We start from the raw sequence: 12944 nt of genomic DNA on the forward strand, positions 1-12944 counted from the left end.
AGGGGTGGTATCTGTGAGGAGAATACTTCTTATTCTTGTCATGTTGATGTTCAGTGTGTTGTTCTCTGCAGAGCTCGTAGGGGTACTTCCTAAGATAGAGAATGATCGAGTGATCATAAAGATTCAGGTTTCTTCACCGGTTGAAGATGTTTCGGCAGAAATGAATTCTTCAAAGACTGTGTTCTCCATTTTCATGAAAGGGGTTCAAATGAAGATCAGCAGATTCATGGTTCCCGTTGGTGTTGGTCCTGTTGAAGGTGTACGAGTGGTGAACGTTGGCAATGGAGTTATGGTGTCCGCGAGTCTGCTGGTTCCATTCCCAGGAAGCTACCGTTTAGAAGACAAGACGATAGTGATGGAATTTCCAAGAAGTAAGGAAAGAATCGATGTGTCCTTTGAAAACATGCCTTTTGAAGATATGGTAAAGTACCTCTCTGAGAGATTGAATCTCAACGTAATCGTTTCAGATAGTGTCAAAAGTGCAACAACGAGTTTGAAACTGAACGATGTCACACCCGAAGATGCGCTGAGAGACCTTCTCGTTACATTCGGAGAAGTTGCCTACGCTTATTTTCCGGATGGGACTATGTTCATAGGAAAATACGAAGAAGTATCCGGAAGGTTTCAGAGATTCTGGGGTATATACAGAGTAGAGAATCAAACAGTTGCCGACAGGATAAAGAGTCTCATTTCTCAGGAAGCCATGATAGACTACCTTCCGTCAAAATCTGTTCTCTTCGTCTATGGAACTTCGGAAGAACATGACCTCGTGGCGAGCCTTCTTTCTGTTTCTCCACCCCTTCGGCAAAAAGAAGTTTCCTTCTCGGTAGATTCAGCGAGAGTGGAAGAACTCCTGACCGCTCTCAAAAGTGTGTATCAGTTCGAGTATCATCTCTTAAAGCCGGTATCCAGAGTGATTCTTGTGGGAGATTCTGAGACGATTTCGAAAGTGGAAAGATATATCAGGATTTTGGAAACTCGTGAGCAGGTGTCTGTAGAAGAACAGGTCCAGATTCCGGCTAAAAAATTCGTTTTTTATGCCTACGACCCAGAATCCGCTGCTTCGCTTATCACTTTGCTCCTCGGAATAGATGCCCAGCCTTTCAAGGACATGAATCTGGTGGTGTGCCAGGTGCCGATAGACAAGGAGCAGGAACTGGTTGATTTCATTGCAGAAAACAACCTGGAACTCGGTGAGATGTTCTATCTGGATATCAAAAAAGGTGAAGAGGACTTTCTCAGAGAAGTGGCACAATTTCTTGGAGTACCGGATTCAAGGCTGAGATTTCTCAACATTGATGGTGAGAATGTAAAGGCAGGACTGTCAGTTTCAAAAGCAGTCTATGAGAAAGTATCCCCCATTCTGGAAAAATTGTTGTCACTCAGAAGAAAGAACTTCATCGTGAAAAGTGTGGAATTGAAAAAGGAGATTCAGCAGGAAATGATAGACGCGATAACGAGAATGTACGGGGTTTCTATGGAAAAAATAGGGAACTTCCTCTTCATAGAGGGAGCCAGGAGTTCCGTTGAAAACGCTGAAGAGCAGCTGAAGAAACTTCAGATTGAACACACACAATTTCTGAAAATCGCCTTAAAAACTGAGAATGTGGAAGATTTGAGCAGATTCATGAAGGAAAAGTACGGTGTTGAATTCGAGTACTTTTCTTCTCTGAAGATGGCAATGCTGAGTGGGAAGGAAGAAGAAAACGTTCAAAAGGCCGCTGAGGAATTGCAGATAATTTCTTCGGAGGAGAGGATCATAAGGTTCGTGAAAAAAACTGAGAATGTACCGATCGATAAAGCGAAAAATGTTGTTTCGCAACTGTACAGTGTATCAATAGAAGAGTTAGGGAATGAACTTGCCGTCATCGGTGAAAGAGAAGAGGTCGAAAAGGCTGCTGATCTTCTTCAGAAAATCTTCTCTTCCGAAGTAGAGATCTCGCGTGACTTTGTGAAGTTGCCCAGCTGGATTGATGAACAAGAGAAACTCCTCGAAGTTGTGAAAAACAGCGCCGGGATCACTTACGAAATACTGGACGGAGTAGTTTACTTTGAAGGGACAAAGGAGAATGTCGAAAAGGCAAAGGAACTCTTCTCAGACATAGTGGAAAAACTTGGAGAAGTACGTAAGGAAGAAACAGTGGAATTCCTCGAAGTGGATTCTTCCTTCCCTGTTGAAGAATTTATAAACCTCTCCAGCAAGCTGTATCCGGATGTTACCTGTTTCAATCTTGATCAACTGGGCCTTCTGGTTCTCAAGGGATCTTCAGAAGCGGTGGAAGATCTTTCGAGCATTTACCGTTCTTTCTTCGAGAGGCACCAAAAGATAGTCAAAGAAAACGTGTTCGATCGACTCATGCTGGAAGTTCCGAGCGGTTTTTCTTTCGAGGAATTCAAGACCTTCCTGGAAGTTCTCGTTCCAGAAGTCAAACAAGTTGTCTATCTTGACAAGTTGAACCTGCTTCTGGTGGAAGTTCCTGTTTCACAATCGGAGAAAGTGAAAAGTCTCCTCGATACGTTCTTGAAAAAGGAAGAAGCTGTATCAGAAAAGAAAGCGGTGAAAAGTGTCACCATACCTTCCGGTGTGAACCCTGACGAACTTTCTTCTTACTTGAAGAAACTCCTCAGAAATGTCGAGATCACGGTCTTTCCGAACATGGGGCAGATGATCGTAGAGGGACCAGAGAACGAAGTGAGAAAAGCTGTAGAACTCGTAGAAACGGAAAAAGAAAAGATCGTTTTGAAGGAAAAGAAAGATTACGTAAAGGTTTCTGATGGTAAGCTGACTATAAACGCAGAGGATGCTCCGCTTTACGATCTTCTCGAAGAGATCGCCGGTGAACTTGGAATTTCGGTGATGTTTGTCTCCATCCCTTCGGAGAAGATCACGATGAAGGCAGATAATGTCGCATGGGAAAAGTTTATTGATCTGATCTCTCAGAACTATGGTTATTTATTTGACAACAAAAACGGTGTGTACGTTGTCTCAAAACCCAAACAGGATCTTGCAAGGCGCTACATCTACGATGTGCCGCACAATTTCGATCAAATAAAAGCTTTGATCGAATTCTACGGAGGAACGGTCTATGTGGATTCCCTGAACAACTTCATGGTGGTAACAGGGATTTCTGAGACGATAAAAAAAGAGCTGGATGACATCATAGAAAAATTGAAAAAACCGACGAAACAGGTAGAGATATCTGCAAAGATAGTGGATAGATCTTTGATCGACAGATTGAGCAAAGAAACTGTTCTCGAATTGACTGGAGGAAATGTGAATGTAGGGTCCTCTGGTGCAGGGATATCTTTCTTCGTGACCGACTACCTTGATTTCGAAAAGATCCTCGGAGAAATTTTGAACAGCACTCTTTCTCTTCAGTTCTCAGATCAAAAGACCAACACTCTCGATGACATTCTTGCGAGCCCCAGAATCGTCACCACCAGCGGAAAAGAGGCGAGAATATTGATAGGTGACAGAATACCGTACGTTACAGATACCAACGGAGACGGAACTCCAGAAGTGCAATTCCTCGAGACCGGTATAGAACTCAGTATCACACCGTTCGTACGAAGCGACGACACCATAGAGCTCGATCTCTTTGTGAAGGCCAGTGAGCCTGGAAACTACATAAATGAAGTGCCGGGGGAAAGGACGCGAGAAGCCCAAACGCACCTCATCGTGAAGAACGGAAGTACCATAACGATAGGAGGTCTGATCAGAGAAGTAACGAACGTAACAGAAAGTAAGCTACCTTTCCTCGGTGATCTACCGGTGATAGGTCAGTTCTTCAGAACAAAGTCCGAAAACAAAGAAAAGCGAGATCTTGTCATATTCCTCACCGTGAGGGTGGTGGAACCATGAAAAGAAAGCCGGCCGTGGCCGGCCTTTTTTATCCCTCCAGGAGAGATGAACTCATCGAACAAATCAGGATGTGCTTTCTTGACAAAAGGATTGGACCGGGCGAGCTGCCTGTCCCTGTCGAAACAAAGCTTCAAAATCCCATTGGCCTTGTCTCTCCCCATGCTGGTTACATCTACAGTGGGCCTGTTGCTGCGTGGGGATTTCTCGAGGCAGTTAAGTTCGGCGAACCTTCTGTCGTGGTTATTATCGGACCAAATCACACGGGTCTGGGAAGACCCGTGGGTGTGTGGCCAGAGGGGGAGTGGGAAACCCCGCTTGGAACTGTTCCGGTGAATCAGCGTGCAGTAGAGGTCATCTTGAGCAATTCTAGATACGCCGAGGAAGACTTCATGTCTCACATCAGAGAGCATTCTATTGAGGTCCAAATTCCGTTTCTTCAGTTCGTGTTTGGAGAGGTTTCCATGGTTCCCATATGTCTGATGGATCAGAGTCCTGCGGTTGCTGAAGATCTTGCAAGTGCTTTGATGAAACTTGCAGCCGAGTTTCCGGGTGTTCTGATAATAGCCTCAACAGATCTGAATCACTATGAAGATCAGAGAACAACTCTGAGGAAAGATTCCTATATCATAGAAGCGATAAAGAGTAATGACCCACGCCTTCTGTACGAATATCTCGTGAAAGAAGATATCAGCATGTGTGGGTACGGTGGAGTGGCCACCCTTTTGAATATGAATTTCAAAAACGCCAGGATTTTGAAACATGCTACCAGTGGAGATGTATCCGGTGATAAATTAGAAGTCGTTGGGTATCTCAGTGCGATCCTCTTCTGAGGATTTCTTCGAGCTCTTCTATTTTCAGAAGTTTTGAAAGTAACACATAGACAAAAACACCGATCAGTACCAGAAAGATCGTTCCGAGATTCCCTTTGAATGAATCTTTCAGCAGAAGAATCACAATTCCCATGACTGCAGAAGCCAGGCTGATTTTGAAAATCTTTTTGTCGAAGGAGGGTTTCATTCTTAGAGCGAGAAAAACGAATCCAGCAATGTATGAAACACTCGTTGCAAGTGCAATACCCGAGGCTCCCATGGTGAAACCAAGTATCACGTCGAGCGATATGTTCACAGCAGAGACAAGCAGAGTGGCAAAGAAGGGAGTCTTCACTTCTTTTGAAGCATGGTAAGCACGAGATAAGAGATTGAACAGAGACACAAAACACAATCCAATTGCGTACATGAGGAGTATCTGAGCCGATTTTTTCACGTCTTCATGGGTGAACGCTCCATATCCGAAAAGTAGGGAAATGATTCTCTCGGAAAGAATCATCAATCCAATCGAGGAAGGAAGGGTCAGAAAGAGGCTTTTGCTTATGAAATCTTTCAGATTTTCGTGAAAATCCCCTTCGCTTTCGCTGAGGGTGGATAACGCAACGGTGGATACCGCAACACCGAAGATACCGAGTGGAAGCTGGTAGAGCCGGCTGGAAAGCTGGATCAAAGAGAGTGAACCCGGGTCTAAAAAAGAGGCAACGTTTACGTCGATCAGTGTGGTTATCTGGGAGACTGCCATTGTCATAAACGTTCCAAAGAAGAGTCTGTAGAATTCTCCAAGGCCTTTGAATGTTGGTCTGTATCGAAATTTTCCGAAGGGAAGTAAAACCAGTAGTGCAGCCAGACCTCCTATCGTGAATCCAGCGGCTGCCCACCTTACATCGCCGAATAGACATCCCACTATCACACCTACGTTCGAGAACATCGGAGTCAACGCGGGAAGGAAGTATCTGTGTGAGGCGTTGTGTACCGAATAAAAAACTGCCCACACAAAAACGATGGTTATGAACGGAGCTGTCAGGCGTATGAGATCGGCTGCCAGCGATTTCACTTCTTCATCGGCACCTGTGGCGAAGATAGATGCCATGAAGTAAGGAAAAACTTCGGAAAGAAAGACAATGACGAGAGTAACAAGCCCGAGAGAGGTGAGTACGGCCGAGGTGAATTGTGCTTTTTCTTCTTTGTTCTTCAGCTTTTTGTAGATTGCCATGAAGGCTGAGCTCATCGCACCCTCAGCGAAGGTCCTCCTGAGGAAGAACGGAAAGACTATGGAAACATAGTAGGCATCAAGAGTAGAGGAAGCACCAAAAGTTTTTGCGAGAATTACATCACGAACGAGGCCCGTGATACGCGAGAAAAAGGTTCCCAGAGAGAAAGCGAGCGTTTTCTTTATGCTGGACACTCTTCTTCCTCCTGATTTAAGTTTGCGGAAAAGCACCCGATAATATTATACGGAAGGAGGTGAGGGAATGATAGACAGAATAAACGGACCGGGAGATATAAATCCTATCGAAGGAATAAAGAAGCCTTCTGTAGAAAAATCAAAGGAGAAGAGGAAAAAGGAAAGCACCGATAATGTTGAGCTTCGGCACGTCGAAGATGTCAGAAAATTCGCTGAAGAGGCGAAAAACATATCAACTGTCCGCGAGCAGCTGGTAGAAGAGCTGAAAAAGGCCATAGAGAGTGGAAATTACTTCGTCGATACTGAAAGGCTTGCCCGAAAAATTCTGGAGGAGCTGTCCGAATGAGAGAGGAATTGAAGAGGGTTCTCACAGAGAAGATAAGACTCATGGAGAATATGAGAAATCTTCTGGAAGAAGAACTGGAAGCGATTGTAAATAAGGACTTCGAACGTCTTGAAAGCATCCTGCCGCACATTGAGGAGCTTTCCGTTTCGATGGAAACCTGCAACGAAATATTGAAATCTTCACTGGAATCACACGGAAATGGCACAAAGCTCATCGATCTTCTGGAAATCTACAAGGACGATGAAGAAATGCTTTCAGAGCTAAGGAGTTTCTTTGAAACGCTGAACAAGTTGGTCTTCGAGATAGAAAAGTTAAAACAGGCAATAGGTTTTCATTTGAATTACATAGATTTTGTGTTCAATCTTCAAAGGAATGAACTCACCTACAATCGAAATGGATCCTTCGATAGAGATGGTCCTTCGATGTTCAACGGGAGGTCCTGAAAAATGCCCGATATGTCCATGTTTGGAATACTCAACACGGCGCTCACAGGAATACACGCGCACAAGCTGGCGATGAACGTTGTGGGGCACAACATCGCGAATGCCAGCACACCCGGTTACTCGAGACAGAGACCAGTCATAGAGGCGAATCCCCCCATTCCCCTCACTACCCTGACACAGCCTTCTTTTCCCTTGCAGATGGGAACCGGTGCAAAGGTTAAAACGATTGTGAGGTTGAGAGATGCCTTCCTCGACGTGCAGTACAGACAGGTGAACAACAGATACAACTACTGGGACACTGTCCTTTCCAACCTTCACTTCATAGAGCAGCTTCTGGCAGAGCCAGGTGAAGATGGTATAAGAAGCCTTGTGGACAACTTCTGGAACGCTTTCAAAGAAGTCATGTCCGACCCCAGTAGCACAGCCTCGAAGGCGGAGGTTGTTTCCAGAGCACAACAGATGGTTTCTCAGATAAAAGATCTCTACGGAAGACTGGAGCAGCTTAGGGAAGATATAGACGATGAGATCGTTCAGAGAGTGTCCGAGATAAACCAGATGATAAAAAGACTGGCAGATCTCAACAACAAGATCAGAACCAGCATGATGCTCAACTCTCCACCGAACGACCTTCTCGATGAAAGAGACAGGATCCTTGACGAGCTCTCCAATCTTGCGAATATCAACTACACCGAAGCGGAGGACGGACAGATTACCCTGAGGATAGGAAATCAGATCGTTTTGAACGGTTCTACTTATAGAGAACTCAGGGCACTGGAGAGACCTTACGGAAAAGGATACCATGAGCTCTTCGTTGGAAACTCTCAGTTGATTCTCTCGGATGGGAAGCTGAAAGCGTTGATGGATCTGAGGGATTCCAGCATAGTGAAGTACATGAGAAAACTCGATGAATTCGTGCTTTTTATAACGGACTCATTGAATCTTGTTCACAGGGATGGTTTTGAGTCGAACGGAGTGACAACGAACCTCAACTTCTTCAAGAAAATTGAGGCCTTCAGCGATGATCCTTCCATCTTCAGAATCAAAGGAAGTAGAAAGCTCGAGATGGGACCTTACCACACTGTAACAGGAATTCATTCCGCAAGCAGCCAAGTTGAAATAGAAGGAAGACGCTTCAACTCTGATGACATCGTTCTCTCTTTCGGTGGTGGCTCATCGAACGTTTTGAACGTCTCGGCTGGAACGACCATTGGTGACCTCGTTGGTTCGTGGAACCTGCTCGGTACCTCTCTTAGGGTGGGTTCACATGCGGGAGGATACAGACTTTACCTGGAGGACAGCACCGGTTCTTTGAGGAACAAGCTTTTCCTCTCACTGGGGGATTCTCTATCGCAGATGGGATTCGACACCGAGACAAAAGGGTATATAACCATAAAAGAATCCGACCTTTCCGGGTTGTCTTCCGGTGTTTACAACATAAACGTGGAGTACACTCTTGAAGATGGCACAAGGCAGACAGAAACAATCAGCGTGGATCTTTCTTCCGGGGTGAACCTTTCGAATATAGAAGCTTCCATAAATTCTTCTTCGCATCTGAGGGCGCAGATTTACGCGGATCCATCCACTGGAGAAAACATGCTTGTGATCGTTCCAGATGAGCAGCTCAGTTTCGATCCTTCGGCCGTCAAGGTGTTGAGCGACGATGACTTCTTCACGAAATCGAACGCGTTCGTGAGAAATTACGAGGTGCTGGAATACAAAGACACTCTGGAAAACATTTTCTACGGTCAAACCGGTTTTGACCCAACAAGGCCTTTCACGATCACTATTAACTCCACGGATATAGAAATAGATCCAGCTGTGGACACTCTGGAAACACTCGTTGAAAAGATCAACGAAAAGAACACGGGAGTTCTCGCGGATTTGACACCCCATCATTCGCTCGTCTTCAGGGCGTCGTCGCTCTACGATTTCGATCTCAGAATGATGGAAATAAAAGGTCCGCAGGGATTTTTCGAAGCCGTTGGATTTATTGATCCAGACGGTGACCCCACTACTTTTGACTGGAGCTCTTCCTTCACCCTGGTTTCAAAATCTGACGATTTCACCACGTTGAGCGAACGTTTCAAGGTTGCGGACATTCTGACTTTTGACAGGGCACTGTACGATGAACCCCTGAACATCGTCAATCAGTTCGAGGTGAGTTCTTCTCTCGCTACGAACCCGGCAAATCTCGCGGTCGATGTGGGATACGCTCTGGAAAATTCCGACTGGAACGCGACGAGCATCAAACCTTCGGGTGGAGCCAATCCAGAGCTTCTCGAAACCATACAGAATCTTTACACTAAAAAGATGTTATCGAACGGCAAGGAGAGTTTCTACGAGTTCTTCGGTGGAGTGATCTCGGAGCTCGGTGTGGAGGCGGAAACTGCCAGCAATCTCAAGAACAACACGGAAATCCTCAGACAGGAGATCGACAATGCCCGTGAAGAAGTGAAGGGAGTCTCTCTCGACGAGGAGATGGCGAACATGATAGAGTATCAGCACGCGTTCAGCGCTGCTGCCAAAGTCATCACCGCTGTCGATCAGATGATACAGACCGTGATCAACATGGTGGGGTGATCTGAATGAGGGTTACAAACAAAATGATCAGTGATAGGGTACTGTTCAACATACAGACGAGTTTGAAAAGAATAGCGAAGCTCCACGATCAACTCTCTTCGGGATACAAGGTGAGGTATCCGAGTGACGATGCCGTCGTTGCGAAGAGGGCCAGTGACATTCTGACGAGAAAGAGGGAACTCGAGCAGTTTCAAAGAAGCGTGGATCACGTCCAAACCTACGTAAACGCGTACGACAGTGCCCTTCAAACCGTTTCCTCCATTACTCAAAGACTCAGAGAGCTGCTGGTTAGAGCAGCGAATGGGACTCTTTCGAAAGCAGAGAGAGAGGCTATAGCAGAGGAGATCGATAAAATCAAAGAGAATCTGGTGGAAGTGGCGAACACAAGAATAGGGAACGAGTACATCTTTTCTGGATACGATGTTTTCAGTCAGCCGGTCGAAAACGAAAACGGCACCTGGAAGATCTCAACACTTCCGGCCTCAGATAAGAGTCGCTCTATTCTGGTGCTGGGACATTCCATTGATTACGGTGTCACGGCCAGTGAGGTTTTTGAACTGGACAGCGGAAAGAATGTGTTCCAGATGCTTGAAGAAGTTTCTGCCACTCTCCGTTCCAATCTCAACGAAACTCAGATATCTGAACGTGTGTCGAACGTTTTCTTGGAGGAACTGTCCTCCTTCGAAGAGCGTATAATCAAAACGATAGGAAAGGTCGGTGGTGTGAGCAGGTTCATCGATATGGTGAACTCGAGGGTGCAGGATCTCGATTTCTTCTTCACCGAGTACCTTTCAAAGGAGAGAGACGCGGACATCACAGAACTCGTGACAGATCTTGCTATGCAGCAGTCGGTTCTTGAAGCTGCTTTGAAATCGGCCAGTCGAGTGCTTCAGGCGACCCTGGTAGACTTCGTGAGGTGATAACGTGGTTTACAAAACCAAACTCGGAGAGATGGAAATTTCGGATGAAAGTATCTTCACGTTCGAAAAAGGAATTCCCGGATTCGAACATCTGCGAAAGTTCGCGCTCGTTTTTCCTCAGGAAACCTTTCCCATAGGATGGCTGCTTTCACTCGAGGATCCGGAAGTGGGACTTCCCGTTGTGGATCCAAAGCTCGTGAGAGCCGATTACGATCCTGTAGTGCCAAGTGAGGATCTCGAGGAGATCGAAGCCGAAAATCAGGAAGCGCTCCTTTTCTTCTGTGTGTTAACGATTCCCCCAGGGAAACCGGAAAAGACCACGATAAATCTCAGGGCACCGATAATTTTGAATCAAAAGAAAAAGAAGGGAATTCAAACGATACTGGAGAACGAAGATTACCAGTTGAGACACCTTCTTTCCGAAGAGATGGAGCGTTCAAAGACTGTGGTATGATCTTCAAATAGAGGCCTCCCTCACCGTGCGGTACCCTTCGGGGTTCAAAGGGGAAGCCGGTGAGAATCCGGCGCGGGGCCGCCACCGTGACCGGGGACGAAACCCGCAGAACGCCACTGGGGTGATCACCCTGGGAAGGCGCGGGGAGTAGGATGATCCGGAAGCCGGGAAACCCGCCCACGGTGAAGGGAAACCACCTTCCTCGGCACCAGGAAGGTGGGAATATTCTTTTTCAGGGAGGGATGGAAGTGTTCAGAAAACTGGTTTCTTTGATCCTTCTTTTTGCCACCGCCGTTGCGCTCGCCGTAACGGTTGTGGACGATGCTGGGAGAGTGGTGGAGATCACATCCGCACCCGAAAGGGTGGTCAGTCTGTCTCCCGCCGCAACGAGGTTTCTTGTGTTCCTCGGACTGGAAGACAAAATTGTTGGAGTCACAGATTACGACAGCTACGAAGCTGAAAGAGTCGGTGCAATGGTTCCTGTGAACATCGAAAAGGTGGTGAGTCTGAATCCCGATCTCGTTCTGATGTTCGGCGGATTTCAGCTTCCCGAAGTTCCAAAACTTGAGAAAGCAGGCTTAAAGGTCCTTGTTGTGAATCCGAATTCTCTCAACGACATCATTAGAGACGTGGTCCTTCTTGGAACGATCTTTGATCGTCGAGACCTTGCCCTGGAGAAATCGGAAAAGCTGAGAGAGAAAATGCTTGAGATAGGAAAGAAGACCTACAACGTTCCTCCATCGAAGCGTCCCAAGGTACTCTACCTGATCTCATCTCCCGGTCCTGATGTGAAAGAGATCTGGACGTGTGGTATGGGATCCTATCTCAACGAGATCATCTCACTGGCGGGCGGGGTGAACATTGCTTCTGGAATCGCAGGGCCGAACGGCTGGCCACAGCTTTCTCTTGAGTATGTTGTGTCTCAAAATCCTGATGTGATAATAGTTGGAGTTTACATCTCTGGAACGGAGAACGAAGAGATAAAGAAAATACTCAATTTTGAACCTTTCAAAGAAATAAACGCAGTGAAGAACAAAAGGGTCTTTGCAGTGGATGGAAACGTGGCCTCTCAACCTTCTCCCGATGTGTTTGAACTCCTCGATTTGTTCTATGAATTTTTCTACGGAGGAAAAGGTGAGTGAGAAAACTCGTTTTTCCGATACTGATACTCAGTTTTCTTCTTGGAATCTTCTTTGGAAGTGTGCCTCTGGACCCCCTTGAAGTGCTGGGGGTCCTCTTTGGTTTGAAAGAAAACCCCGGGGTCGAAAGGATTCTTTCTCTCAGAATTCCAAGGGTTCTGGCAAGTTTTCTGGTTGGAGCCGGTCTTTCGATCGTGGGAAATTCGTTTCAGAATCTTTTGAAGAATCCTCTTGTTGATCCGTATCTCCTTGGAATCTCCTCGGGTGCATCTTTCGGTACTGTTGTGTCGTTTTACCTCGCTGAAACCCTTGGAATCTCCTGGATATACAGAATTCCACTTCTCAGCTTTGGTTTCTCTATGATAGCGTCACTCTTGACCCTTCTCATTGCAAGGAAAGAGGGCCGCTTTCCGGTAACAACCATCGTGCTTTCTGGAGTGGTGGTAAGCACGTTGTTCAGCTCTCTCACTTACATGACGATCGTTCTTTTGAAAAGGAATGTGACCACCATTTCTATGTGGCTCTTTGGAAGCTTTTCAGGGAGCACGTGGGGGGATGTTCTCTTCTACCTGGTGGTAGTCATCCCGTTTCTACTTTACTCTTTGATCTTCTCCAAACATCTGAACGCCATGGCGCTTGGAGAAGAAGAGGCCTTCGTTCTCGGAGTCAACGTTGAGAGATTGAAGGTTGTCACTTTTCTTTTTGGGAATCTCATCACGGCATTTCTCGTCTCCAGAAGCGGTGTTATCGGTTTCGTCGGTCTCATAGTTCCTCACATCTCTCGTTACCTCGTTGGTCCGAATTTTCTGAAGTCCGTCCTTTCAAGTTTGATTGTGGGAGGAGTTCTCCTTACACTATGCGACACGGCAGCCAGAACCTTCTTTTCTCCCACGGAGCTTCCAGTCGGCGTTGTAACGGCGTTGATTGGAGCACCTTTCCTTGCTTTCCTCATGAAAAGAGGTGTGTGA

At 46.3% G+C, this 12944-nt stretch carries 10 protein-coding genes and 1 riboswitch; of the genes, 9 read left to right on the top strand and 1 reads right to left on the bottom strand.

Features of this window, described 5'->3' with window-relative positions:
- Positions 1–13: 13 nt before the first annotated feature.
- Together TRQ2_RS04435 and amrB are read left to right on the top strand one after the other, a co-directional pair.
- On the top strand, positions 14–3862 hold the full coding sequence (locus TRQ2_RS04435) for a type II secretion system protein GspD (protein ID WP_012310780.1): 3849 nt from the start codon (positions 14–16) through the stop codon (positions 3860–3862).
- Complete coding sequence (amrB, locus tag TRQ2_RS04440) at positions 3859–4692, top strand: AmmeMemoRadiSam system protein B (RefSeq protein ID WP_012310781.1); 834 nt, start codon at positions 3859–3861, stop codon at positions 4690–4692. The genes TRQ2_RS04435 and amrB overlap by 4 nt, the downstream gene beginning before the upstream one ends.
- On the opposite strand, the gene murJ is transcribed toward amrB, so the two are convergent.
- Positions 4673–6094, bottom strand: a complete 1422-nt coding sequence (gene murJ, locus TRQ2_RS04445) for a murein biosynthesis integral membrane protein MurJ (protein WP_012310782.1) — start codon at positions 6092–6094, stop codon at positions 4673–4675. The genes amrB and murJ overlap by 20 nt on opposite strands.
- Positions 6095–6161: 67 nt before the next feature.
- Here murJ and flgM point away from each other — a divergent pair, with 67 nt between their 5' ends.
- The 7 genes from flgM (at position 6162) to TRQ2_RS04480 (ending at position 12944) form a co-directional block, all read left to right on the top strand.
- A complete protein-coding gene (gene flgM, locus TRQ2_RS04450; RefSeq protein WP_011943425.1) occupies positions 6162–6440 on the top strand; it encodes a flagellar biosynthesis anti-sigma factor FlgM in 279 nt (92 codons plus the stop codon).
- Positions 6437–6883 (top strand): flagellar export chaperone FlgN, encoded by a 447-nt coding sequence (gene flgN, locus TRQ2_RS04455; protein WP_012310783.1) that lies wholly within the window; start codon positions 6437–6439, stop codon positions 6881–6883. The genes flgM and flgN overlap by 4 nt, the downstream gene beginning before the upstream one ends.
- 3 nt (positions 6884–6886) lie before the next feature.
- Entirely contained in the window at positions 6887–9463 is a 2577-nt protein-coding gene (flgK, locus tag TRQ2_RS04460; protein WP_012310784.1) for a flagellar hook-associated protein FlgK, read from the top strand.
- Between the two features lie 5 nt (positions 9464–9468).
- Complete coding sequence (gene flgL / locus TRQ2_RS04465; protein ID WP_012310785.1) at positions 9469–10383, top strand: flagellar hook-associated protein FlgL; 915 nt, start codon at positions 9469–9471, stop codon at positions 10381–10383.
- A 4-nt stretch (positions 10384–10387) separates the two neighbouring features.
- Positions 10388–10837: a flagellar assembly protein FliW gene (gene fliW, locus TRQ2_RS04470; protein ID WP_012310786.1), complete on the top strand. Its 450-nt coding sequence runs from the start codon at positions 10388–10390 to the stop codon at positions 10835–10837.
- Positions 10833–11033, top strand: a riboswitch (cobalamin riboswitch). It overlaps the preceding gene by 5 nt.
- Before the next feature lie 52 nt (positions 11034–11085).
- The gene (locus TRQ2_RS04475) at positions 11086–11979 is read left to right on the top strand and encodes a cobalamin-binding protein (protein ID WP_012310787.1); all 894 of its coding nucleotides are present in this window, start codon (positions 11086–11088) and stop codon (positions 11977–11979) included.
- Positions 11976–12944 carry an iron ABC transporter permease gene (locus TRQ2_RS04480; RefSeq protein ID WP_012310788.1) on the top strand — a complete coding sequence of 323 codons (969 nt, stop codon included), beginning with the start codon at positions 11976–11978 and terminating at the stop codon, positions 12942–12944. The genes TRQ2_RS04475 and TRQ2_RS04480 overlap by 4 nt, the downstream gene beginning before the upstream one ends.

It is taken from the genome of Thermotoga sp. RQ2 (assembly GCF_000019625.1).
Lineage (GTDB): Bacteria > Thermotogota > Thermotogae > Thermotogales > Thermotogaceae > Thermotoga > Thermotoga maritima.